24 protein-coding genes and 1 riboswitch are annotated in these 23,282 nt (G+C 38.2%); of the genes, 2 read left to right on the top strand and 22 right to left on the bottom strand.

What is annotated here, in order from left to right:
- Positions 1-3: 3 nt before the first annotated feature.
- The 5 genes from M3189_RS04630 to sigX form a co-directional block, all read right to left on the bottom strand.
- Positions 4-1,182 carry an acyl-CoA dehydrogenase family protein gene (locus M3189_RS04630; protein ID WP_251632608.1) on the bottom strand — a complete coding sequence of 393 codons (1,179 nt, stop codon included), beginning with the start codon at positions 1,180-1,182 and terminating at the stop codon, positions 4-6.
- Positions 1,183-1,404: 222 nt separating this feature from the next.
- Entirely contained in the window at positions 1,405-2,778 is a 1,374-nt protein-coding gene (locus M3189_RS04625; protein ID WP_251632607.1) for an IseA DL-endopeptidase inhibitor family protein, read from the bottom strand.
- A gap of 25 nt (positions 2,779-2,803) precedes the next feature.
- Positions 2,804-4,177: a sensor histidine kinase gene (locus M3189_RS04620; RefSeq protein ID WP_251632606.1), complete on the bottom strand. Its 1,374-nt coding sequence runs from the start codon at positions 4,175-4,177 to the stop codon at positions 2,804-2,806.
- Entirely contained in the window at positions 4,174-4,881 is a 708-nt protein-coding gene (locus M3189_RS04615) for a response regulator transcription factor (protein WP_251632605.1), read from the bottom strand. The genes M3189_RS04620 and M3189_RS04615 overlap by 4 nt, the downstream gene beginning before the upstream one ends.
- Before the next feature lie 110 nt (positions 4,882-4,991).
- On the bottom strand, positions 4,992-5,519 hold the full coding sequence (gene sigX / locus M3189_RS04610; RefSeq protein WP_251632604.1) for an RNA polymerase sigma factor SigX: 528 nt from the start codon (positions 5,517-5,519) through the stop codon (positions 4,992-4,994).
- A 289-nt stretch (positions 5,520-5,808) separates the two neighbouring features.
- Between sigX and M3189_RS04605 the strand changes: the two genes are divergently transcribed.
- Positions 5,809-7,101 (top strand): ATP-binding protein, encoded by a 1,293-nt coding sequence (locus tag M3189_RS04605; RefSeq protein WP_251632602.1) that lies wholly within the window; start codon positions 5,809-5,811, stop codon positions 7,099-7,101.
- A 51-nt stretch (positions 7,102-7,152) separates the two neighbouring features.
- On the opposite strand, the gene M3189_RS04600 is transcribed toward M3189_RS04605, so the two are convergent.
- On the bottom strand, positions 7,153-7,368 hold the full coding sequence (locus tag M3189_RS04600) for a hypothetical protein (protein ID WP_251632600.1): 216 nt from the start codon (positions 7,366-7,368) through the stop codon (positions 7,153-7,155).
- 177 nt (positions 7,369-7,545) lie between these two features.
- Positions 7,546-7,812, bottom strand: a complete 267-nt coding sequence (locus M3189_RS04595) for a phage holin (protein WP_251632598.1) — start codon at positions 7,810-7,812, stop codon at positions 7,546-7,548.
- Positions 7,813-8,037: 225 nt separating this feature from the next.
- Between M3189_RS04595 and M3189_RS04590 the strand changes: the two genes are divergently transcribed.
- Positions 8,038-10,140: a PBP1A family penicillin-binding protein gene (locus tag M3189_RS04590; RefSeq protein ID WP_251632596.1), complete on the top strand. Its 2,103-nt coding sequence runs from the start codon at positions 8,038-8,040 to the stop codon at positions 10,138-10,140.
- 22 nt (positions 10,141-10,162) lie between these two features.
- Here the strand turns inward: M3189_RS04590 and M3189_RS04585 are convergent, their stop codons facing one another.
- The 15 genes from M3189_RS04585 to ribB form a co-directional block, all read right to left on the bottom strand.
- The gene (locus M3189_RS04585; protein ID WP_251632594.1) at positions 10,163-10,876 is read right to left on the bottom strand and encodes an ATP-binding protein; all 714 of its coding nucleotides are present in this window, start codon (positions 10,874-10,876) and stop codon (positions 10,163-10,165) included.
- The gene (locus tag M3189_RS04580) at positions 10,873-11,367 is read right to left on the bottom strand and encodes an ECF transporter S component (RefSeq protein WP_251632592.1); all 495 of its coding nucleotides are present in this window, start codon (positions 11,365-11,367) and stop codon (positions 10,873-10,875) included. The genes M3189_RS04585 and M3189_RS04580 overlap by 4 nt, the downstream gene beginning before the upstream one ends.
- Positions 11,357-11,941 (bottom strand): cob(I)yrinic acid a,c-diamide adenosyltransferase, encoded by a 585-nt coding sequence (locus M3189_RS04575; protein ID WP_251632584.1) that lies wholly within the window; start codon positions 11,939-11,941, stop codon positions 11,357-11,359. Before M3189_RS04575 ends, M3189_RS04580 begins: the two co-directional genes overlap by 11 nt.
- Positions 11,938-12,387, bottom strand: a complete 450-nt coding sequence (locus M3189_RS04570; protein WP_251632567.1) for a bifunctional adenosylcobinamide kinase/adenosylcobinamide-phosphate guanylyltransferase — start codon at positions 12,385-12,387, stop codon at positions 11,938-11,940. The genes M3189_RS04575 and M3189_RS04570 overlap by 4 nt, the downstream gene beginning before the upstream one ends.
- Positions 12,339-12,938 carry a histidine phosphatase family protein gene (locus M3189_RS04565; protein WP_251632564.1) on the bottom strand — a complete coding sequence of 200 codons (600 nt, stop codon included), beginning with the start codon at positions 12,936-12,938 and terminating at the stop codon, positions 12,339-12,341. The genes M3189_RS04570 and M3189_RS04565 overlap by 49 nt, the downstream gene beginning before the upstream one ends.
- Positions 12,908-13,696, bottom strand: coding sequence for an adenosylcobinamide-GDP ribazoletransferase (gene cobS / locus M3189_RS04560; RefSeq protein WP_251632562.1), 789 nt, complete (start codon positions 13,694-13,696; stop codon positions 12,908-12,910). The genes M3189_RS04565 and cobS overlap by 31 nt, the downstream gene beginning before the upstream one ends.
- Positions 13,693-15,198: a cobyric acid synthase gene (locus M3189_RS04555; protein ID WP_251632561.1), complete on the bottom strand. Its 1,506-nt coding sequence runs from the start codon at positions 15,196-15,198 to the stop codon at positions 13,693-13,695. Before M3189_RS04555 ends, cobS begins: the two co-directional genes overlap by 4 nt.
- Positions 15,195-15,767 carry a bifunctional adenosylcobinamide kinase/adenosylcobinamide-phosphate guanylyltransferase gene (locus M3189_RS04550; protein WP_251632559.1) on the bottom strand — a complete coding sequence of 191 codons (573 nt, stop codon included), beginning with the start codon at positions 15,765-15,767 and terminating at the stop codon, positions 15,195-15,197. The genes M3189_RS04555 and M3189_RS04550 overlap by 4 nt, the downstream gene beginning before the upstream one ends.
- Positions 15,749-16,825, bottom strand: a complete 1,077-nt coding sequence (gene cobD / locus M3189_RS04545) for a threonine-phosphate decarboxylase CobD (RefSeq protein WP_251632558.1) — start codon at positions 16,823-16,825, stop codon at positions 15,749-15,751. Before cobD ends, M3189_RS04550 begins: the two co-directional genes overlap by 19 nt.
- Positions 16,782-17,765 carry an adenosylcobinamide-phosphate synthase CbiB gene (cbiB, locus tag M3189_RS04540; RefSeq protein ID WP_251632556.1) on the bottom strand — a complete coding sequence of 328 codons (984 nt, stop codon included), beginning with the start codon at positions 17,763-17,765 and terminating at the stop codon, positions 16,782-16,784. The genes cobD and cbiB overlap by 44 nt, the downstream gene beginning before the upstream one ends.
- On the bottom strand, positions 17,762-19,228 hold the full coding sequence (locus tag M3189_RS04535) for an adenosylcobinamide amidohydrolase (RefSeq protein WP_251632554.1): 1,467 nt from the start codon (positions 19,226-19,228) through the stop codon (positions 17,762-17,764). Before M3189_RS04535 ends, cbiB begins: the two co-directional genes overlap by 4 nt.
- A 3-nt stretch (positions 19,229-19,231) precedes the next feature.
- Positions 19,232-20,293 (bottom strand): FecCD family ABC transporter permease, encoded by a 1,062-nt coding sequence (locus tag M3189_RS04530; protein ID WP_251632552.1) that lies wholly within the window; start codon positions 20,291-20,293, stop codon positions 19,232-19,234.
- Complete coding sequence (locus M3189_RS04525; protein WP_251632550.1) at positions 20,259-21,224, bottom strand: ABC transporter substrate-binding protein; 966 nt, start codon at positions 21,222-21,224, stop codon at positions 20,259-20,261. Before M3189_RS04525 ends, M3189_RS04530 begins: the two co-directional genes overlap by 35 nt.
- Positions 21,225-21,387: 163 nt before the next feature.
- A riboswitch (cobalamin riboswitch) is annotated at positions 21,388-21,583 on the bottom strand.
- A 73-nt stretch (positions 21,584-21,656) separates the two neighbouring features.
- Complete coding sequence (ribH, locus tag M3189_RS04520) at positions 21,657-22,124, bottom strand: 6,7-dimethyl-8-ribityllumazine synthase (protein ID WP_251632548.1); 468 nt, start codon at positions 22,122-22,124, stop codon at positions 21,657-21,659.
- Between the two features lie 20 nt (positions 22,125-22,144).
- A complete protein-coding gene (gene ribB / locus M3189_RS04515) occupies positions 22,145-23,272 on the bottom strand; it encodes a 3,4-dihydroxy-2-butanone-4-phosphate synthase (RefSeq protein ID WP_285889363.1) in 1,128 nt (375 codons plus the stop codon).
- Between the last annotated feature and the right edge of the window lie 10 nt (positions 23,273-23,282).

The raw sequence follows: 23,282 nt of genomic DNA, 5'->3' as shown, positions 1-23,282 counted from the left end.
ATATCATACGTACTGACCAATCTTTACATGTCCCTTAATCAAATTCCGAGCAATAATCATTCGTTGAATTTCATCGGTACCATCATAAATTCTCCAAAGTCTTGCTTCACGGTACCAGCGCTCGATTGGCAGTTCTCTTGTATACCCCATTCCTCCGTGGATTTGAAGCACACGGTCTACCACTCTATTTCCCATATTTGAACCATAAAGCTTTGCCATTGAAGCTAAGTGACGATTGTCTTCACCATTATCAAGAGTGAAGGCAGCATTTAAAACCAACCATTTAGCTGCTTCGATTTCAACTGCTGAATCAGCAATTTGCCACTGAATCGCTTGTCTTTCTGCAATCGGTTTTCCAAAGGTCATTCTTTCTTTTGAATAGTCAATCGCCATTTGCAATAGTCGCTCTGCAGCTCCTACCGCTCTTGCACCTACCACCCATCTAGCAAAACCAATCCATTCTAACCCAAGATTATAACCCTTGTGCAGTTCACCAAGAATATTCTCTTCAGGAACACGAACATTTTCGAAAACTAGGCTGGCTGGACCCCATTCTCCCATCGTATGTATATACTCTGACTTCCAGCCCATATCCCGGTCAACAATAAAGCAGGTAACTCCTTCACGTCCTTGAGTAGATTGGTGCAATTCTTTATCTGTAATTGCAATCGCCATAACAAAATCCGCTTCATTCCCACCGGTAATAAACGTCTTCTCTCCATTTAACACCCAGTCACTGCCCTCTTTTACAGCACTCATCTTGATGTTTCTCGTATCAGAACCTGCACCAGGCTCTGTCATCGCAAAACATGATTTTTTCTCACCATTAATGGTTGGCACCAAGTATTTATTCTTTTGTTCTTCGTTCCCATAATAAAGGATATTATCTGCAGAACCACCAAAGCTAAATGGTACAAACGTTTTAGAAACCTCCATCAATACAATAGCCATCATCATTTGCCCTAATTCAGCTCCACCATACACTTCAGGTGTATTAATACCCCAGAAACCTACTTCCTTTGCTTTTAATTGAAGCTCCTTTAGTATTTCTTTAGAAAGGCTGGGTTTTCCTTCCCTTTCATTTCTTAATACCTCATTTTCTAGTGGAATCAATTCTTTTTCTACAAATCTTCTAATTGTCTTTTGGACCATTTTTTGTTCATCTGTCAGACGTAAATGCATACCTTTCACTCCATCCTTATATAGAATATAGTTTAAAAGCTCGTATTAATAGTATGCAGGCAATAGCGTATACATACCTACTGGTTAGTATGTTACCCTAATTTTATTCTGAACTTTCAGATAAAACAAGTTTTTTATTCATATCTTCTATCTCTTTTTTCATGATTTTGCAGAACCATGGAAAAAAGCAGCAAGTTAGGATAGTAGCCTTGCTGCTTACATTTAAAATGTCCCCGGTTCCGAGAATATCCTCCATCCATTTTCAGCCTTTTGGAAACTAATATGCACAAATTCAAAGGAATTTGTATCGCCAACAGGGACTTTAAGGTCAATTTCCATTTCATTTCCCTTATCCTTCTTCTGGACAACTTCCGCTCGTTCATAATTGAAAAGTGATCCTCCGTCTGAGTTAGGCTGGATCAGTCTACCAAAAAACTCAAAGATTATTTTCTTTTGCATAAATGAATCTATGGCACTTGATGTAAAGGAACTAGAAAGATAGTTCACTAATTCGGCATGGGTATCTAAATCCTTACCAAGATACCGATATTCATTATTATTAACGGTTACCTTTTCGATTGTTCCCTCCGGATATTTTCCTCCACTCATTACATACCAATATTTACTTGCTGCTTCCTTTACCTTTTGAATAACCAGTACTTCCTCTATGCTCCAATATTTACGAGTATCCTTCCTGGTAATTACCCTTGGAAATCTTTCCTTTGGAAGCATTTTTTCCGCTTGGATTCTTAATTGTTGGAAATAGCCTTTCGTCGGTACTACGGACTTCAAGCTCAATCCCTTATCAATAGCATGAATAGCCTGTTCTGGAAGACCTGCTTTCAAATGGGCATCTGCTAAATAATACCAATAATAGGCTGCATCCGGAACCTCTGAAATTCTTCGTTGATAATAGGCAATAACTTCTTGAAAATAGGAAGGATAATAGTTTATATCCGCTACAACAGAGTCACCTTTCCACGTTAACAAATCGACTTTATAAGCATCTGCCATGTCCCGTTTCCAAATCGCTAACCTCGTCTTTTCCTCATCATCAATTTCAATCGCTTCTATTTCGTTGTACGTTAGTTCCTTTAATTTTGCCAGTTTATCATTCTTCCAAAAATAAATTTCAAGAACATTTTCTGCAGACCCCTCAGTCTGCCAGCCAAGTAATATTTCCTTTCGCTCATCACCCATAATATCTGCAGCATATGCCCAATCAATCTCAGTCCCTGCACCCTTGGTTATAAATATTTTACTCCAGCCATTACTACCTTTTTCTAATGCAAATGCTCCCACTTGATTTTCATTTCCAATGGACCTGTACAATACGAGTGCTTCTTCGTTTTCATCTCCATCAAGATCAACATGGATAACAGAATCAACGCCAACAGGACCATTGGGTACAGAAAGCTTTGAGCCCTTTGGTAAATTTCTTTTAGCGATGGATACTAAGTCTTGTGCTGGATTCACTGCTTTCACCTGCTTTGGTGCTTTTATTAAACTCTCCGGAGCAGGAAATAAATTGCAGCCAGTAAACAACAGAATACTTATTCCAAAAATTACAGCGAATTTTATTTGCTTCCCACTCATCCCATCACCCACAATAACAATTTCATCATAAGGGCAAGCGAATTTCCGCTTCTGTTCCGCTGCCTTCCTTACTCGTTAATGAAAAACGACCATAATGCGCCTGTATGATTTCATCAACAATGGCCAGTCCCAATCCACTTCCACTTGCTTGTGATTTCCCTTTAAAAAATTTATCCCTTACATGTTTAAGATCTGATTCAGAAATACCAATACCGGTGTCGTTAATGGTGATTACTACCTCTTGTTCCTCTTTCGAAAGTTGAACAGTAATCAAACCTCCGCTTGGAGTAAACTTTAACGCATTATCAAGCAGATTAATCAAAACCTGTTTTAAGCGATTATAGTCAGCAGAAATATCTTCAACCGTATTATCAATTTGTGTAATGATCTCCAATCCCTGTCTTGAACCTCTTGGCTCCAATTGCTGAACAACCTGCTGAATTAAGGATGGCAGGGAGACTTTGTTGAAAACCAATGGCAGTCTTCCTGAAGATAGACTAGAGAAATCCAATAATTCATTTAACAAGCCGTTTAGACGGTCACTTTCCGTTGAAATAATCTCTAAACCATCTCGAAAAAAGTCTTCTTCTGATAAGGATTGTAGTGTGACAGCCCATCCTTTAATAGAAGTTAACGGCGTTCGAAGTTCATGTGACACGGATGCAATAAACTCATTTTTTAGTTGTTCATTTTTTTCAATTTTCTTGGCCATATAATTTAACGTATCTGCTAATTTACCAATCTCATCGTCTTTTTCTTTCGGAATTCGCGTTGAGAGATTACCAGACGCCAGCTGCTCAGCTGCTGTCGTAATGACGCTTACAGGCTTGGTAATCGTATTGGCTAAGAAGAAACTCATAATGGCTGCAGCCAAAATAACAATTCCACCAAAGAATAAAAGTAATAATGTATTTTGAAAATAGATGTCGTTCACCTTTTCGAGCGACGTTGTAAATCGTATCGCCCCAATCACAGTACTGCCTCGTTTTATAGGCTGTGTTACAATTAATACCCTTTCCCTTTCAAGGATAGTGTCTAAATATCCTGTTGACCCCATTAATGCATTTTCTACATCTTCAAATTCACTTACATTTCTTTCATTCCCTTGATGTGTATCCGCCAAAACAAGTCCCTTTTCATCTATTAATTGTACCTGGGCATCTACTAGAAAATTATATTGATTTAGCAGGTTTCCAGCATCAATCTTTAAACGATCATCAATTATTTCCTGCTCATAAAAAGAAGAAAACATCGTCCCTTGATCACGTAATGCCTGTTTCATCCCATCCATATAGTAAAGTCTCAGTGCAAAAAGAATCATAGCTTCAAACAAGGCCACACTAAAAATGATTAACAGCAAATAACTCCACACTACTCTTCTTTTAATACCCTTTTTCATTCTTGTTTCTCACTCTCTTGAAAACAATAACCGAAGCCCCAGATTGTTTTTAAATGGACAGGATGCGAGGGATTATCTTCAATTTTCTCCCTTAACCGCCTAATATGAACATCTACGGTTTTAGGATCACCGAAATAGTTGATTCCCCAAACCTCATCTAAAAGTTCATCTCTTGTGATAGGCTCATTAAAACGTTCAAAAAACAACTTCACTAATTGGTATTCTCTCGCCGTCAATTTAATTACCTGACCTGATTTATATAGACGCTGCGTTTTCGTTTCTAAAACAAATGGACCTGTACTTAATTCATTTGCAGGTGGTTTGGGATTGTTTTGATTTGTTCTTCTAAGAACTGATCGAATACGGGCTACTAATTCTAAAGGGTTAAACGGTTTCACAATATAATCATCCGCACCTAGCTCCAACCCCATAATCTTTTCCATATCCTGCCCTCGTGCCGATACAATGACAATGGGCAATTCAGGATGACTTTCTCTAAGCTTGGTACAAATCTCAAATCCATCCATATCAGGAAGCATCAAGTCTAACAACACTAAAGAGGGGGACTGGTCAGAAACTAGCTTAATTGCTTCTTTCCCGTCCCCCGCTTCTAGTACCTCAAAATTGGACCTTTGCAGATTAAATACGATTAACTTACGAATAGGTATTTCATCCTCAACCACTAGAATCTTAGCTTCTGTCATCCTATTATCCTCACAATTTACTAAAATACACTCCTTCTATTATTTTACAACTCCGTAAAAACTTAGAAAAGTTTTTTCTAGAATATTTAGTAAATTGTTAGTATTAAAAATTAACTCGCTTTATCCTGACGCAATTTCTCATTCATATAGACCTTTAATTGCTTAATGGCCCGGTGCTGCGTTGTCTTCACTTTACTTTCCTTCCAGCCTAGTACCTGGGCTGTCTCAAGTATTGACAATTCTTGAATATAGCGAAGTATTATGACACTTTTTTGATCAAGTGTACATTTCTCTAAACAGTGATACATGAGTTTCTTATCTTCTGATTGAAAAACCATCTCTTCCGGTAATGGTGATTCATCCCTTATTGGCAGGTCTATCATCTCTACTTTGTTTATCATTCGCTGATTCAATCCTTTTTGTTTACGAAAGAAATCAATCGCAACATTTCGTGCAATTGCTATCAGCCACGTTTTCTCACTGCTTTCTCCCTTAAAATGCTGATACGATTTTAAAACACGAATATACACTTCTTGGACAAGGTCCTCTGCCTGCTCCTTGCTCTGGACCATATAAAAAAGAAAATTAAAAAGTTCATAATGATATTTTTTATATAGATCATTAAAAATGGCTTCCACTTTTCATCTCTCCCGTCCCTTGTTACTAAAGGTTTAACCTTCTAACAGTACGTACGATGTTTATCTACGTGTAAATCATACTTTTTTTACCATAAAAAAGGGTTACACATCGGTTACCACTTTTAAAAGAAGTTGTTACCAATTTGTAACCTTTTTATTGTATTTATGTAGATTTCCTGTTTTCAGATATTCCAAAACTCCTTAAACTTTAGTAATATAATATATGTGAGTCTTAACATTTGTAAAAATCTAGGAAAACTTTCCTTCCAAGAGAGGATAGGAGAAATAAATGAATAAAACGCAATTAGTAATCCTGTACTTAATTACCAGCTTGATTTGGATTTACGCAAGTAATTATATACTGATTCATTATATCCCTTCACCCCTAATAAATTATTTTGAGCGAGGGAAAGAAATTTTCTATATTCTTGTAACTGGCGGAATTTTTTATTTTTTCATCCTAAAAAAAGAAGAGCTTGATTCTACGAAGGAACAAGAGAAACGTCTATCTACCCTTATTAACTCAATGGTAGATTTTGTAAACTTTAAAGATGGTGAAGGTCGATGGATTAAGGCCAATAACTTTGGACTGAAATTATTTCAGCTTGAAAATGTCGATTATCTTGGTAAAAAAGACTCCGAATTAGCAGAATACACTGAGTTCTATGCAGATGCGCTCAGGTACTGTGAGGTCTCAGATGAGGAAACTTGGAATAAGGGTGTTATCTCACGCTGTGAGGAGGTCGTACCACGTCCAGATGGAACAGCGAAAATTTTTGATACGATTAAAGTTCCACTATTTCATGAAGATGGAACTAGAGAAGGCTTAGTCATTATCGGACGTGATATTACGACTCTAAGGCAAACAGAAGAACGGTTAAATAGGACAGAAAAATTATCTGTAGTCGGTGAACTATCGGCAAGTGTCGCTCATGAGATTAGGAATCCACTCACTTCCTTAAAGGGTTTTGTACAGTTATTGCAAATGGAAGATGATAAACACCAGGATTATTACCAAATCATGTTAGATGAGTTAAATCGAATCAACCACATTGTTGGTGAACTTTTGTTATTAGCAAAACCACAGCATTTAAAATATACAAAACTAGCTATACAAAGGATATTAAATGATGTTATTTCGTTATTAGCGGTTGAAGCATCTCTTTATAATGTACAAATAGAGTCTAATTTCCCAAAAGAGGATATTATTCTTGAGTGTGAGCCCAATCAGTTAAAACAATTATTTATTAATTTAATCAAAAATTCGATTGAAGCCTCCAATCATGACAGTAAAATTGCGATTAGTCTTAATCAAATTGAGCAGGATAAAATAGTGATTACTGTGAAAGATAATGGATGCGGAATTTCCAAGGAACGACTTGAAAAAATCGGAGAACCCTTCTATTCCTCAAAGGAAAAAGGGACAGGCTTAGGCTTAACGGTCAGCTATAAAATTGTCCAATCCCATAATGGTCATATCAATTTCGATAGTGAGATTGGCTGCGGGACCACGGTTCATATTACCTTGCCAATCGTACAAGATCCCTCAGTTACAAAAAACCTCTTAGTAGGAACAGCATAAAAAATTGCCTTTCCAGTTGGAAAGGCAATTTTTTATTATTTTTATTTTCAACTAATGGGAACTTGCTTTACGTGAAGGTTTTTGTCGTATTTCCTTTACCTGTAACCGGATGAAAAAGGCAATTCCCAATATGATTCTATTATTCCATAGCCGTGCTTTTCTTACTTTTGGACCGTAAACATACCGATTCCAAAATAGATATATTGACTCTTCAAGGATAATAAATAGGATGTAAATAAATGCTGCCATACCAATCCAATACCACATAGCAAGAACCCCCTTTTTAGATTAATACTTTCTTAATTGTCTAATAACCTCATCTTCATTATACCGTCTATCATTCGGACAATTCGGAAATTTCAATCCCCTTTTATTTACAATATTCAACAATAAAACAGCATAGCTTCCCTAAATAAGGGAAGCTATGCTGTTTTTGTTTCAATATTAGTTTGGTTCTTTGTAGGTTTTTGCTCGTGCGCTGTCGCTCATACCTTTTGTTGTTGGATCTTGAACAAGCCCCATCATTGAAAGTAAAATAAATAATGCATTAACAAACGTTAAAATGGATTGCTGAATGGCATCTGAAAGTTGAAAATCTGTAATTCCTAATGCATTTAACCCTCCCAAAAGCATTTGTGCAACAATCATTAACTGTGCAACAAAAGCCATAACCCAGCTTTTATTTTTAAAACGGACCTTCCAGTTAATCATTTCCCCATCCCTTTCCTTTTGTTTAGATGTCTTTCTACTAACATATGCTTGGACCGAAAATGGTTGTCCGCTACTATCACAAAATCTTATTTATATTTCTCTATTCACCCACTATGGCCATTTAAAAATTTTTGTCATTCTCCAAAAAATGCAATGATTGGTGTTTTTCTGATAATAAATTTATAATGAATTAAGCAAATTCCCTTTTGAAGGAAAGGAGACCAAATGGAGAAATTACGTCCCTATTGGGAAATGATAGTCCGTTTCTGGAAAAAGAAGCATATAACACAGCTATTATTATTAGTTATTTTGATTGTCATCCTCACAACCATTGTTTATTTCGGCTGGCTTGCAACAAGAGCCAATGTTCAGACATTAAAGGAAGGTTTAAGTCAACCGACTGTCATTTATGATCGTAATGAAAGTGTGGCAACAAATGTAGCGACCAATCGGACTGGAGGGATAGAGATTGAAGTGCTCCCGAAATATGTTCCTGGTGCAGTGGTTGCCATTGAAGATGAGCGCTTTTATGAGCATAAAGGATTTGATATTAAAGGCATTATGAGGGCTTTATTCAACAATTTATTTGCGGGAGAGATTACTGGCGGCGGCAGTACGCTTACACAGCAATTAGCGAAAAATGCTTTACTCTCACCTGAACAAACCTATAAACGAAAAGCTGAGGAGTTATTTTTAGCAGTTAAGATTGAAAAGGTATATAAAAAAGAAGAAATTCTACAAATGTACTTAAATCAAGTTTACTTTGGCAGTGGTGCATGGGGAATCAGTAATGCATCAAAAAGATATTTTAATAAACCAATTACCGATGTGACCATTAGTGAGGCTGCCTTACTTGCAGGGCTATTACAATCACCCAATTACCTTGACCCAACAAAAAACTATGATGTTGCAATGAAACGCAGAAATGTCGTTCTTAGCAAGATGAATGAGCTTGGGATGATTACGAAGGCACAATACACAGATGCTAAGGATGAAAAAATCCAGATTAATAGCGGCAGCGGAAGTTTTGTTGAGCGTAAATATCCTTATTATGTGGATGCGGTCCTAAACGAAGCAATCAATAAGTACGGATTAACACAGGAAGAAATTTTAACCAGAGGTTACCGAATATATACCGAATTAGACCAAAACCTGCAGGCCGAACTCGAAAAGGTAAATAATAATAAATTCCTTTTTCCGAAAAGTTCTGGAGATCGCATGATTGAAACCGGTTCTGTTCTTATGGAACCCTCTTCTGGAGGTGTTCTCGCTCTTGTTGGCGGCCGGGGTGAACATGTGTTTAGAGGCTTTAACCGAGCTACCCAATTAAAGGCTCAGCCTGGTTCAACGATTAAGCCGCTCGCAGTCTATACACCAGCTCTTGAAGACGGCTATACATTCAACTCCGAGCTTGTTGATGAACCTACCTCCTTTGGGGAATACAATCCTGCAAATTTCTCAAAAACTTATCAGGGAAAGGTTCAGATGTATAAAGCTTTGGAGGATTCGTTAAATGTCCCAGCCGTATGGCTCTTAAATGAGATTGGTCTCGAGAAAGGATTAGACAAGCTCAAATCCTTTGGATTGCCCGTCGAAAAAGAGGACAAACACCTTGCGATTGCATTAGGCGGAATGAGCAAAGGAATATCTCCTCTTCAATTAGCAAATGCATTCTCTGCATTTCCAAATGGCGGGAAGCGACAAGACAGCCATCTTATTACAAAAATTGTAGGTCCTACCGGAAATATCATTGCGGAGCGGGAACCGGAAACCACAAAGGTAACTTCAAAGGAAAATGCCGATAAGATGACAGCCATGCTTCTTAATGTTGTAGAATCTGGTACTGGCAAAAACGCACGGATTCCCGATGTTCAGATAGCTGGGAAGACAGGTTCCACCCAGCTTCCCTTTAATGATATAACCGGAACGAAGGATCAATGGATGGTCGGTTACACTCCTAATTTAGTCGCAGCGATATGGATAGGATATGACCAAACCGATCGACAGCATTATCTCCCAAGCAGCGGTTCTGGGAATGTTGTCCCGATTTTCAAAGAAATCATGAAATCATCCATCCCTCACATACAAAGAGAAACGTTTGATGTCGTTTCGATTAATGACCAATTAGCTGGTAAAACACAGACAAGAGAAGAGATAAAAGAACAGGCAGAGAAAATCAAAGAAGAATTAAATCAAAATGCCCAAAAGCTTGGTGAAAAAATTCAAGAACAGGCTCCAGTATGGAAAAAGGGTTTTGAAGATACGATGATTTCAATTGGAAAAGGCATTGATTCGATAATCCAAAAAATTCAAGGATTAAAAGAATAGCACGCCGTAATGGCGTGCTTATCTATTTAATAGTTATTGAATGGTAAAACGCAGCTGCTATTTTTTTTATTACCTCTTCTTGATTTGGTTCAAAGGCAATAATAAAGCAGGTTGCCGGTCCTGATGATTTTAAGACATCAAAACTCGTACGCAGCATTTCTTTCGTAAATTCTTTATTTGTAAACATCTGATTCAACTCATATAAGATTCCTTTTGAACCGACGGGCCAAATCATACTATCTTGTAGGTTAGAGACTTTCTTGAAAGTCGATAAAGGTACAACCTCGTGCGCATATTCAATTACTTCATTCCCAACTAAAGGCTTACCGATTACGGCAAATGTAAGGTCATTTGAAAAAATCTTCTCTGTTATTTTATCTAAAGACTTTTTGCCTATTACTACTGTGCCAATCGCAGATTGTTTTAGTTGAAAATTACTCTCTGTACTGCCAGTGATAGGTATATCCCCTAGGTTCAATTCTGCCAATCCTTTTTGAACTCCATTTACAAGCTCACTCCATGAGTCATCTCCACAAAAATTATGTAGAATAACTGAAACTGGCTCTCCTCCTGCAGCGATGCATTCCATTGCTGCTACTCTAAATGAGTAATAGGCAACAGTTTCATAGGAAACCTGTACATAATCCTCTTCCTTCATTCCAATGCCGCCGCTATTATCACTTGCAATAATAAGCGATTCGTGACTAGTTAACGGGATGGTGATGATATCCCTCATATTTTTACATCTTTTTCAATCAAATCTTGTTTGACCAAAGCTTTGAGTCGTGGAATCACCACTAAAGCGATGACTGTATTAATGATTGATCCTAGTAAAAGTGATGGAACTAATGCAACATAAAAAGCTTTATTCATAATAAAAATAAACGGCAATGGGGCAGCAATTGCATTCATAAGAATAAATAATATACTAGCAGTGCCTTTTTTATTCTTCTTATAAAGAATACCAAAAATAAAGACAAGCAGGGCCATTTCGATTGCTATTAATACATGCATGGGTCCTAATGGAAAACCTGAGTTTAAAGCAGATAACAAATGCCCAAACGCACCTACAATGGCTCCTGCACCACTCCCTAACAAGGCCGCTGCAAGTAAAGCAGGAAAAACATCAAAAGCTACACTGCCTACGATTGCTGGAATTTTTATCGCAGCTCCAACTGCAGATAGTGCGGAAAACAATGCCAGTAAAATGAGCATTCTACTTTTCATCTTTACGTTTCCCATCCCTGAATACTTTTGCACTTCGAACATATTCCACGTCTTTTACATTGAGTCGGTAATTTACCACCCTTGCTAAAGCAAAGAAATAATCGGAAAGACGATTTAAATATTTCAATGCTAATTCAGAAGTTTTTTCATCATTCTTCATTAAAGTTACAACTAATCGCTCTGCTCTTCTTGTCACCGTTCTGGCAATATGAATCGAGGCAGAAGGCTTGGTTCCCCCAGGCAAAATAAACCTCTCGAGCTCAGGAGCTTCTTGAATGTATTCATCAATTCTCTTTTCTAGGTAATCAATCGTTTCTTTCTCCAGCTTATACTCAACTTTATCGGAAATATTGGCAAGATCCCCGCCACAATCAAATAATTCATGCTGGATTTTCTCAAGATCCGCTAAAACATCCTTAAAGACTACCTCATCTAGCTCCGTCATAACCTGACCGACAAAACAGTTTACTTCATCCACTGTTCCATAAGCTTCCACTCGAATATCATCCTTGTCGACCCTGCCGCCGATAATGCTTGTTTTTCCCTTGTCTCCAGTTCTCGTATAAAGCTTCATTGCTTCTCATCCCCCGTTTGTTTGATTGTTTGATTTAATCCATACCAAATGACATCTACTTTATCTGCTTTAGCAGCAAGATCTTGGTACGCCCATCCTGTTACATCCCGCCATAATCTATTTTCTTTCTCAATCGGCACAATTCCTTTAGTAATGTCTGTCCCAATTACTACTAGTTGGCGCTGTGGCTTTTCTTTTTCCCAAATAAGCCAATTGTTAACGGTGTGATTCCAGATTTCACGACATCTGGTAGAGTCGTAGTTTTCCGCTAACTCTTTCAACCAAATTTCAATACCTTCTAATACTAGAAGATTGCTATTTAAATGGGTAAAGCCTTCTGTCAGAGGTGTTTCTTGATATGCTGAAAGCCATCTGCCAGTTAAACCGTACGTCTTCTTTACCCATGCTCTTTTGCCGTTAAAGGCACCTCCCGTAATAAAGTGCAACGATCACCCCTCCTTAAGGCTTCTCTATTAAAAACAAGTTCAAATCCTTGGTGATGTGGTACCTGCCACGACCAAAAATCACGAGGTTGAGGTGCAAATTCGGTTAATAAATATCTAATCACCCCGCCATGTGTAATGATGGCACATGTTCCGACACCACGTGAAAGAATCTCTTGCGTCATCTTTTCCCATCCATTTTGAACCCTATGCGTGAATTCCGAATATGACTCTCCCCCTGGCGGACAATAAGATACTGGATCCGAAAGCCATCGTTGATACTGAGGGAGTTCTTTTAAGTCTTGATAGGTTTTTCCTTCCCATAGACCAAAATTCATTTCTCTTAAATGAGGTAACAGATTCAAATCATTATTTGGAAAAAGGATATTTGCTGTCGTTATACATCTTGGCAAATCACTTGAAAAATAGAAATCGTACATGCTGCCTGTGCTCAGATTCACAGACACTTCACATAAAGGAGAATCGTTCCATCCTAAATAGGCTTTCCGTTTATTCTCCTCTGTTAGGCCATGGCGAAATAATGCAATAACCACAGTGTCATCCATAGAAATAATTCAGTCCCTTCAACGGCAGCACCTAAAACATCCCCGGTAATTCCACCGAACCACTTTATTGCTCCTCGGCGACATACTAACAAACTAATAAAGGCACTCATGATTAAAATCGAAAGCAGCATGAACCCGTTACCAACAAACGTCATGAGCGCAAGAATAACAGCAAGATAAATGGGATATATCCATAATACCTTTTTGGTAGCGGCACTTTGGAATAAAGCACCTAATCCTTCATTTTTAGCAGACTTCACGGTTAACAGCAGTATACCCATGACACTTTTACTCAAAAATGGGATAGCTGCAATCATCCAATATGAAACTACTTGTACATTTTCGGTAATCTCATAAATAAAGAGAAACCGGCTGCTTAACAATACAATAACCGAGATTACACCAAAAGCTCCCGTTCTTGGATCCTTCATAATTTCAAGCCTTTTCGACTGATTGTCGTATGAAAAATAAGCATCGCTTGCATCCATCCAGCCATCCAAGTGGATTCCGCCAGTTAATAGAATCGTCATTAACCAAAGTAGGAATGCTACGGCAAGTGTGGAAAAAGGCGTATATTGTGTAAAAACATAAAAAAGCGAGAAGTATATCCCCCCTTGAAGAAGTCCTACTAAAGGGAAGGCTTGAACAGCACTTTTTAGATGAGGTTTATCCATTGGTAATTCAAAACGTATGGGAATGGCAGTAAAAAACTGCAGGTCCAGTAAGAATCCTTTTAGAAATTTCATTTTGAGCACCACTTATGGATGATGTCATTTAGCTGTTCTAAATTTAGATGTGCTTTCATTTTTCCCGCAATTTCATCATATCTTTTATCTTTGTACTCACTTATATAAATGGTTTTTTTACTTTGCAAGCCTTTGCTTTTTCGAATCATGTTTAACCAATGATTTCTCCATTCATCATTATGAAAAAGATGATGTAGATACGTTCCAATAATTTGACCATTTTTGCCGTAATACCCTTCTTCTTTTCCATTCTCAAGCACTAGAAATGAACAGCCTTGCTGATGTAGTAATGTCTTCCCTAAATGAATTTCATACCCTTCAAGCTTTCCATTTGTGATCAAACCTGTATTTTCGTGGTAGACTCCTGCAGCTCTCACAGTTTCTTTTTCATCATAAAAAATGGTTCTGCCTGGAATCCATCCCAGTCCTGCCACGCTTTTGTTGGGTATCCCAGTATCCGAACCCATTTCATCGATAATTTCTTCACCGAGAATTTGATATCCTCCACATATACCTACAACATAGCCGCCATGTTCTATATGTTTTTGAATCAAAAAATCTAATTGTCTTTCTCTTAAAGTATTCAAATCATTGATTGTACTCTTTGTCCCTGGAATAATTACTGCGTCGGGATTTCCAAATTCGGAAGCATGGTTGACCCAGCGAATCGAAACATCCTCTTCATATAAAAAAGGTTCCAGATCACTATAGTTCGAAACAAACGGAAGATGGATGACAGCAATATCCAGATTCCCCTTTTTCCTGCTGAAAAATTGATTATTTAATGACAAGGAATCTTCTCCATCGATCATATGATTCTCTACGTATGGCAGAACACCTAAAACGGGAATACCTGTTTTCTTTTCCAACCAATGTATGCCATCTTCAAATAAGCTGACATCTCCGCGGAATTTATTAATAATAACGCCCGCAACTCTCTGCCTTTCCTTTGGTTCCAGAAGCTCAAGAGTGCCAACAATACTGGCAAAAACTCCGCCCCTGTCAATATCCGCTACTAGTATCACAGGAACATCCGCCAGCTCTGCCACCTTCATATTCACAAGCTCTCTATCCTTAAGATTGATTTCAACCGGGCTTCCTGCTCCTTCTATTACCAATAGTTCAGATTCACTTGATAGGTGTTGAAGAGACTTCTTAATTACATCAAGACCCTTTTCGTAAAAATCATCCCGATACCCTCTTCCAGAAAGAGTTTTCAACGACTTACCTAAATAAACAATCTCAGAATCCTGATTCGAGCGGGGCTTTAATAATATCGGATTCATCCATACTGTTGCCTCAATTTTTGCGGCTTCCGCCTGGATTCCTTGTGCCCTGCCAATTTCTTTTCCGTCTTTTGTCACAAACGAGTTATTGGACATATTTTGAGATTTGAAGGGAACTACTTTTACTCCATCATTGGCAAACATCCGGCAGAGTGCTGTCACAATGAGGCTTTTCCCAACATCGGATGCGGTTCCTTGGATCATAACTCCTTTCATATCCTAACTCCCTTCATGTTGATTGCAATTCCCGCTTCCACTAAAAATGCTTGATTAGCAGCCATCACCAATTGCTGATGAATCTTCCCAAGAATTCGTCCATATGAAAATACCAGTTCATTTTCGGCCATGGACTCATAGAAAACTTCATTACTAACCACAATTAAAACCTTTGCTCTGTCACGTATGTCATTTATCCCTGTTATAATCGTTTCCATTATTTGTGTAAAAAAAGACTCATCCCATTTTTGGTTTGCAGAAAACAGTTCATTATTTAAGAGAGTCGTAACACAATCGAGTAAAATAATATCTTCGTCGTAAAAAAAATCAGCAATCTCGCTAATATTTTGAGACTGTTCGACCGTTCTCCATTGGAATTCCCCTATCTCTCGGTCACTCTGGTGCTTTGCAATTCGTTCCTTCATTTCTGGATCGGAAGCCACTCCTGTTGCCAAATAGTTTAATTTACCACCATTTTCCTTTGCGAGCTCTAGTGCTGTTTTTTCAGCAAAGCTGCTTTTCCCGCTCCTAACCCCGCCAGAAATAAAGATTAATGAAGCTGCCGCCATTCCAGCAACACCTCCATTAATTTACTATTTTCTTCCTTACTTTTTATTGCAAAGCGAAGCCAATTCCCTTCCAGCCCAGGAAAATTAAACGTATGACGAGGAATGATTCCTTTATGTAAAAGAAATTCAAAAAAGCTATACTGATCCTTCCGAAAGGGATCTCGTAACAAATAAAAATTAACTTGAGAAGGAGTAATCTCAAAATTATTCTTATAAAAAAATGTAGATAACCGCTCCCGTTCTTCCCATATATAACTTCGAGTCTCTTTAATAAAATCTTTATTCTGCAGACAAAGTTCTCCCGCCATTAAGGCAATGGTATTGATACTCCAATGTGGCTGCAAATTACTAAGTAAAGCAATTATTTCAGAAGTTGCAGCCAAATATCCTAAACGGAGTCCAGGGATTGCATACATCTTTGTCATCGAACGGATGATGATTAAATTCGAAAACCTATTTATGTAAGGGATAAAAGAGTGATAATCTATTAAAAAATCATAGAAAGCTTCATCTAAAATCACGAAGCAATTTTGTTTTTCACATTCCTCAATCATTGAAAGTATAGTTGATACAGAATATTGAATACCCGTGGGATTATTTGGATTACATAAGAATAAAGCATCTGCATTTGGTAAGCTTGGGAGTAACTCTTCCATATTTAGCGCAAAATCCGGCTCTTTCATTTGATAATACTGAATCTCACAAAGATTAGCCCGACAAGCCTTTTCATATTCAGAAAAAGTTGGTTCCGCCACGATGACCTTTTTACCTTGAAGGAACCTAGCCACAAGGGTAATGAGTTCCGCTCCTCCATTCCCAATTAAGATGGAATCATCAGAAATTTCTTCACTTTCAGCAATCCTATTCTTAAGTTTTTCAGCAAATGGGTCTGGATACACGGTAATTTCCTGAAAGAAATCATTCCATTTCTCTTTTAAAACAGGGGGCGGACCTATTGGATTAATATTTGCACTAAAATCTATATACTTTTCTGGGAGCGAAAGTCCCATCGACTTAAAAAGGTGCTGCGGATTTGAACCATGTGAAGGCCATTTCAAGAATCATCCCTCCTATCCATAAAAACAGCAAAAATAAAAAGACTGTTTTATCCAAGATTTTATTAGCCAATAAAATATGACCTGCTTGAATGGGGTAAAGAGGCTCCCCCATCTTTGCCCGATTTGAAAGTATTCCTTTGTAATAATTGATGCCGCCAAGCTGAATCCCTAAAATGGCAGCCACCGCTGCTTCACCCCAGCCGCTGTTTGGACTCGGATGCTTCTTGGCATCTCGGAACAATATCACCCACGCCCGTCGATACTCCATTTTGATAGGCTTTGTCCCGATCAGCATAAGGATTCCCGTAACCCTGCTTGGAATCCAATTCATTACATCATCCCATTTAGCAGAAGCCCAGCCGAAATCTTTATATCTATCATTCACATATCCTACCATTGAATCACAGGTATTCGTTGCCCGATAAACCATTGCCAGCGGTGCACCCCCAATTAGCGCCCAAAACAAGGGTGCTGTCACCCCGTCGCTAGTATTTTCAGCCACCGTCTCGATAGCTCCTCGTGCAATTTCACCTTCATTTAATGTTTCTGTATCTCTGCCAACAATGTATGATAGTTTTATTCTAGCTCCTGCCAAGTCGCCTAATTCTAAGGGGCGATAGACATCAAGCGAAGCTTCCTTTAAACTTTTTTGGGCGATAGTTGTTGCTATAATAATACTTTCAACCCCAATCCCTGCAATAGGATGAATTCGATAACTAATTATTACTAGTAAAGTTACTATGGAAAATACGATCAATAACACAAAAAGGAGCATGAAAACCCCTTTTATCATTTTATTTTTTCCATGGTTTAACTCTTTTTCAAAGAATGAAATCAACGATCCTATCCATCTAACAGGATGTGGCCAATGAGGGGGATCTCCTACTAGCTTATCAATGAAATATGCTATGGTTATGGCAAGTAAATGATAGACAATCATACGAATTTCCTTTTTTGAGATTTCCGGATTCCCTCAGCCGTGCACTCGTATACGGCTTTTCCAATGAGTTTTCCTAAAGGAGTAATCGTTCCCGCATACTCTAGAATTTCTCCAGCCTGTGTAGCGGCAATTAAAATACTATCCGTTGAAGTACCCGAAGCAATGGTGCCTGTCACCGCGTCCATCACTTTTAAATCATGGAGCGCTTTCGCTTTTGCTTCGGTAGCAGTCATAATAGATTGAATAAATGCTTCCTCTGTTAACTCTCCATTAACGAATATCCAGGTATTGATGGTGCCAGGCACCTGTTCATAGGAATGCTGTTCACCCTTAGAAGAGTCAATGGCGTTACCAACACCAGCAGTTACAACAACAAAAACTGAAAATCCCTCCCCTTCGATGTGCTTATAGGAAACATCTTCGAGGACGACTGCCGTCATCATACCAACTGTCTCAGAAGGCTCAAAACCCTTTTCTTTTAAAAAGTCTGCCATTTCCTTACGATGATCGCTGCAGTTATAATTCTTATCAACATGGCGATTAACAAACGTATGATGCCAGCCAGTTCCCGATCCAATAACTCCAGAAGACATCGTCCTTAAATGTGAAGGTGCTTTTAACTCGATAAATTCATTGGTCCTTCGCATCACCTTTTCATCGATTTGTACTTTTTTCTTTTCCTGCTTCTCTTCGGGTAGTAACACCATTTGAGGGGCAGCTACCCTTGGATGAGGATGCTTCTTAATATCAGTATGATAGACGTCTCGTATTCTTTCTTCCCTAAGCACTTCATTCGGAATATGGTTGATATTAATACTTCCGTTTTCAAGGAGTAGCAAGCGATCACAATATAAGCCTGCAAGATTTAAATCATGAAAAATAGATAAGACCGTCAAACCTGTTTCTGTTGTCCAATTTTTTAATAAGTCCAGCAATTCTTTTTGATAAGATAAATCTAAATGGTTTGTTGGTTCATCTAAAAGGAGAATTTCAGGTTCTTGAGCAAGTGCTTGCGCTAGAAATACCCTTTGTTTTTCACCACCAGATAACTCTTGAATACTTTTATTTTGGAAGGAAGCGATACCCGTCTGCTTCATTACACGCTGTACGATACTTTCATCCATTTCTCCCCAGGTCTGAAACCAGCCTGATTGATGGGCATAACGACCAAGTGAAACGGTTTCTTTAACGGTATAGGAAAAGGATTGCTGTGAATGCTGTGATAAAACCGCTACGATTTGTGCAAGTTGTTTAGAATTATATTCCTGAAGCCTTTTCTCTTTAATATAAATATCACCTCTAGCAATCGGCAGGATTCCACTAATCATTTTTAACAAGGTTGTTTTGCCGCTTCCATTCGGTCCCAATATCCCGAATAACTCACCTGTTTCAACTTCAAAGGAGATATCCTTCAGTACAGATTCATCTGAATATCCGCCTGAAACATCTTGAACCCTAAGCATCCTTTATCCCCTCCTTTCAGTTCTTTTTCTCTGTAACAGAATTAATGCAAATACTGGGGCACCAAATAAAGCCGTAATGACTCCAATTGGCAGCTCAGTTGGGGAAATAATTGTTCTTGAGATTAAATCTGCTAAAATTAAAAATCCACTTCCCGTAATGATTGATAGTGGAAGCAGGTGCCTATGATCGGGACCCCATAATAATCGAGAAAGATGTGGAATCACCAGCCCCACAAAACCAATCGTTCCTGAAACCGCAACCGCGGCTCCGGTTAATATCGATCCTGCAGTTAAAATCATCAGTTTTCTTTTTTGAACATTTACACCTAAATGTTGGGCACGTTCTTCACCAAAGGACATTGCATTTAATTCTTTTGCATTAAATATAAGGATGATTGATCCTATTACAAAAAAAGGAAAAATAATTTTTATGTATTCCCAGCCTCTCATCGATACACTTCCTAAGAGCCAGCCAATAATCTGTCTAAGCTCATCACCCGTTAAAGCAATCATGAGTGAAATAATCGCACCGAGAAAGGAACTAAAGATGATTCCCGTCAAGATAATCGTTTCCACCCTCATTGAGCGTTCTATTTTCTGGGCGAAAGCCAGTACTAAAAAGATTGTGACCCATGAAAATAAAATGCTGAGTAATGGCAGCGTGAAACTTCCGATAATAGGGATTGATAGGTTAAAAAACAAAGTGAGTACCGCTCCAACGGACGCACCTGATGATACGCCTAACGTATAGGGATCCGCTAATGGGTTCCTTAATAGACCTTGAAAAGCTGCTCCTGCAATGGCGAGAGATGCTCCTACTAAACCAGCCAATATTACTCGTGGTAAACGAATGTTTAAAACGATACTCGAAAACATAGGGTCAATTTGATCTAGTGAAATAAAGCCAAATAGCTTCGATATGATGATTTGGATAATGGTAAAGATAGGAACCGAAACGGTTCCTATCGATATTCCTAATAAAATTGAAAGGAGCAAGAAGCTTCCCGCTATCAAATAGGCTAATGCTTTATTATTTAAAAACTTCCGGATAGACAGCCTTGGCAAGTTCCTCTACTCCTTCTACAATCCTTGGACCTGATCGTGTTACAGTGTCAGAATCTACATCGATAACTTGCTTATTCTTAATGGCATTGACATTTTCCCAGCCTTGTCTACCTAACACTAAATCTGTCGCATTTTCCGTATAAAAACCATATGTAGTAATGATGACATCCGGGTTTCGATCAATGATTGATTCTTGATCCATTTTAACCCAGCCTTCTTGATCGTTTGCAATATTTTCAGCATTAATCAAACTAATCATTTCATCCATAAATGTGTTTTTTCCCGTTGTAAACACTTCCGGAGCAGGAGATACCTCTACAAACACCTTTTTCTTTTCCTTTATTTCGCCCGCCTTGGCTTTAATTTCAGCTAATTTATCCTGCATCCCTTTAATTAAATCCTCCGCTGCCTTTGTTTCACCTGTAGCTTTTCCAATCACGTTGATTGTGTCATACACCTCTTCAAAATTAAGAGCGTCATTAATAATTAATACGGCAATTCCAGCATCTCTAAGCTGTTGAAGTCCCTCTTTCCCATTATCAGCAGTTGATTCATGTGCCAATACTAGATTGGGTTGTAACGAAATAATTTTTTCGATATTTAGTTCCATATCACCAATTTTTTCTTTTGATGCTGCTTCATCAGGATAGTTGTCAAAATTAGATACGCCTACAATTTCTTCATTAAGTCCTAAGGAAAAAGCAATCTCTGTGTTACTCGGTATAACAGAAACGATTTTTTCTGGCTTTGCCTCAATGGTAACCTCATTATCTAATGCATCTTTAATGGTTACTGGAAAGGCAGTTTCTTCTTCTTTTTGCTCAGTGCTGCTGTTAGCTTCATCCTTTATAGTTTCTTTCTGTTCACCGCATGCTGCTAAAGCACCTATTGTTAACAAAAGAATAAGTAATAATGATGATAATTTTTTCAATTTTCTTCCCCCTAAATGACTTTAAGTCAAAATACATCATAAAAAAGCCTGCACCCAAAAAACAAAAAAACATCTCTACAATAACGTAGAGATGTTGGTTTGATTAGATTCCATTATAAAAAATGACTCTAGTCGTCCACACCTCCCTATCCTCGTAGGTTTTTTGGGGCACAAGAATTAGGCAGGTTTCCTGGCTCATGGTCATAGCTTCCTACGTCTTCCCATCAAATTGACAGTGACATATTGTAGGTTGCTCCCATTTACAGTGGCGGGACCGCGTTGGCTTTTAACCAAACTTCCCTTTTAAGCTAAAAATCTTTAAGAAAAAGATTTTAAGCACCTATTCTTCAAATATTTTTATGATAGACCTATTATATCGAATAAAAATTCAAAATGTATCATTTTCCACAAAATTCTTCAAAAATAATCTTATTATTCCATATTTCGGATTAAATTTGCCATTTCTATAGCTCCCGCAGCTACGTCCCATCCCTTATTACCAGCCTTAGTTCCTGCACGCTCAATTGCTTGTTCAATCGAATCGGTTGTTAATACTCCAAAAATAACCGGGATGCCGCTATCGAGATTAATTTTTGAAACACCCTTGGCTACTTCATTGCATACATAGTCAAAATGTGGAGTGGAGCCGCGAATTACGGTACCTAATGTAATAACAGCATCATACTTTTTACTAGTAGCCATTTTTTGAGCAATCAACGGAATTTCAAATGCACCAGGCACCCATGCAATGTCCACATCTTCTTCACTTACCCCATGTCTTTTTAAAGCATCCTGTGCACCGCTTAGCAATTTGCTCGTAATAAACTCGTTAAAACGTCCGACAACCACACCGATTTTTAAACCTGAGCCTACTAAATTACCTTCATAAAAATTACTCATCTTAAGCCCTCCAATATGTTTTATTTAACCTTTTCATCTAGTATTTCCATTTGCAATGGAACGGTTTCTACGATTTCAAGATCGTATCCTTTAATACCTTTGATTTTTCGTGTGTTATTGGTTAACAATTTCATTTTTCTTATCCCTAAATCTTTTAATATTTGGGCACCTATTCCAAATTCCCTTAGTTCTTCTCCAATCGTATTCTTTTCATTTCCGCCAAAGGTGTTATGACTATCATCCCGCAATTTATTTAATAAACCGCTGCCACCCTGACGAATATATAAAAGTACACCATTACCTTCTTGTTCAATTTGTGTTAAGGCAGCATGTAATTGTGGTCTACACTGACATTGGTACGAACCAAACACATCGCCAGTTAAACACTCAGAGTGCACTCGAACAAGGATCGGTTCTTCAGGATTTATTTCACCTTTTATTAACGCTAAATGTTCTTTTCCATCGATAACGTTCGAATACCCTGCTGCCTTAAACTGTCCAAATTCCGTTGGTAAATTTATTTCCACTTCTCGTTTAACCAGCTTGTCTTTTTTATTGCGGTATTCAATCAAATCTTTAATGGTAATCATTTTCACATTAAGCTCATCGGCAATTTTCCGCAGCTGGGGCACACGTGCCATTGTTCCATCCTCATTCATGATTTCACAAATGACGCCAGCAGGCTTAGCACCGCAAAGTCTCGCTAAATCCACTGCTGCTTCGGTGTGTCCTGTCCTTCTCAAAACCCCGCCTTTTTTGGCCACTAAAGGGAAAATATGACCTGGTCGCTTGAAATCAGACGGCTTTGATTCCGGGTCAAGCATGCTTAATACGGTGGCGGAACGCTCAAAGGCAGAAATTCCTGTGGTTGAATATTTATGGTCAACACTGACTGTAAACGCCGTACCATGTACATCTGTATTAACTGTAACCATTGGAAAAAGTTCTAACCTCTGCGCTAATTCCTCATCAATAGGAACGCAAATTAATCCTCTTCCATGCGTAGCCATTAGATTGATTACCTCAGGTGTAGCTTTTTCAGCTAAAGAGATAAAATCACCTTCATTTTCTCGATCCTCGTCATCACAAACAATGATGACTTTACCTTCTTTTAAATCATTCAATGCTTCTTCAATTTTATCAAACAATGCTAATCTC

The organism is Neobacillus niacini (assembly GCF_023715415.1).
Lineage (GTDB): Bacteria > Bacillota > Bacilli > Bacillales > Cytobacillaceae > Neobacillus > Neobacillus niacini_C.
Note: the sequence above shows the minus strand (reverse complement) of the source record. Positions and strands in the feature narration are given on the sequence as shown.

What these genes read in the sequence shown, in the direction of transcription:
- M3189_RS04630 (WP_251632608.1), bottom strand. Translation starts at nt 1,182, where the DNA reads ATGCATTTACGTCTGACAGATGAACAAAAAATGGTCCAAAAGACAATT.
- M3189_RS04625 (WP_251632607.1), bottom strand. Translation starts at nt 2,778, where the DNA reads ATGAGTGGGAAGCAAATAAAATTCGCTGTAATTTTTGGAATAAGTATT.
- M3189_RS04620 (WP_251632606.1), bottom strand. Translation starts at nt 4,177, where the DNA reads ATGAAAAAGGGTATTAAAAGAAGAGTAGTGTGGAGTTATTTGCTGTTA.
- M3189_RS04615 (WP_251632605.1), bottom strand. Translation starts at nt 4,881, where the DNA reads ATGACAGAAGCTAAGATTCTAGTGGTTGAGGATGAAATACCTATTCGT.
- M3189_RS04605 (WP_251632602.1), top strand. Translation starts at nt 5,809, where the DNA reads ATGAATAAAACGCAATTAGTAATCCTGTACTTAATTACCAGCTTGATT.
- M3189_RS04600 (WP_251632600.1), bottom strand. Translation starts at nt 7,368, where the DNA reads ATGTGGTATTGGATTGGTATGGCAGCATTTATTTACATCCTATTTATT.
- M3189_RS04595 (WP_251632598.1), bottom strand. Translation starts at nt 7,812, where the DNA reads ATGATTAACTGGAAGGTCCGTTTTAAAAATAAAAGCTGGGTTATGGCT.
- M3189_RS04590 (WP_251632596.1), top strand. Translation starts at nt 8,038, where the DNA reads ATGGAGAAATTACGTCCCTATTGGGAAATGATAGTCCGTTTCTGGAAA.
- M3189_RS04585 (WP_251632594.1), bottom strand. Translation starts at nt 10,876, where the DNA reads ATGAGGGATATCATCACCATCCCGTTAACTAGTCACGAATCGCTTATT.
- M3189_RS04580 (WP_251632592.1), bottom strand. Translation starts at nt 11,367, where the DNA reads ATGAAAAGTAGAATGCTCATTTTACTGGCATTGTTTTCCGCACTATCT.
- M3189_RS04575 (WP_251632584.1), bottom strand. Translation starts at nt 11,941, where the DNA reads ATGAAGCTTTATACGAGAACTGGAGACAAGGGAAAAACAAGCATTATC.
- cobS (WP_251632562.1), bottom strand. Translation starts at nt 13,696, where the DNA reads ATGAAATTTCTAAAAGGATTCTTACTGGACCTGCAGTTTTTTACTGCC.
- M3189_RS04555 (WP_251632561.1), bottom strand. Translation starts at nt 15,198, where the DNA reads ATGAAAGGAGTTATGATCCAAGGAACCGCATCCGATGTTGGGAAAAGC.
- M3189_RS04550 (WP_251632559.1), bottom strand. Translation starts at nt 15,767, where the DNA reads ATGGCGGCAGCTTCATTAATCTTTATTTCTGGCGGGGTTAGGAGCGGG.
- cbiB (WP_251632556.1), bottom strand. Translation starts at nt 17,765, where the DNA reads ATGATTGTCTATCATTTACTTGCCATAACCATAGCATATTTCATTGAT.
- M3189_RS04535 (WP_251632554.1), bottom strand. Translation starts at nt 19,228, where the DNA reads ATGCTTAGGGTTCAAGATGTTTCAGGCGGATATTCAGATGAATCTGTA.
- ribH (WP_251632548.1), bottom strand. Translation starts at nt 22,124, where the DNA reads ATGAGTAATTTTTATGAAGGTAATTTAGTAGGCTCAGGTTTAAAAATC.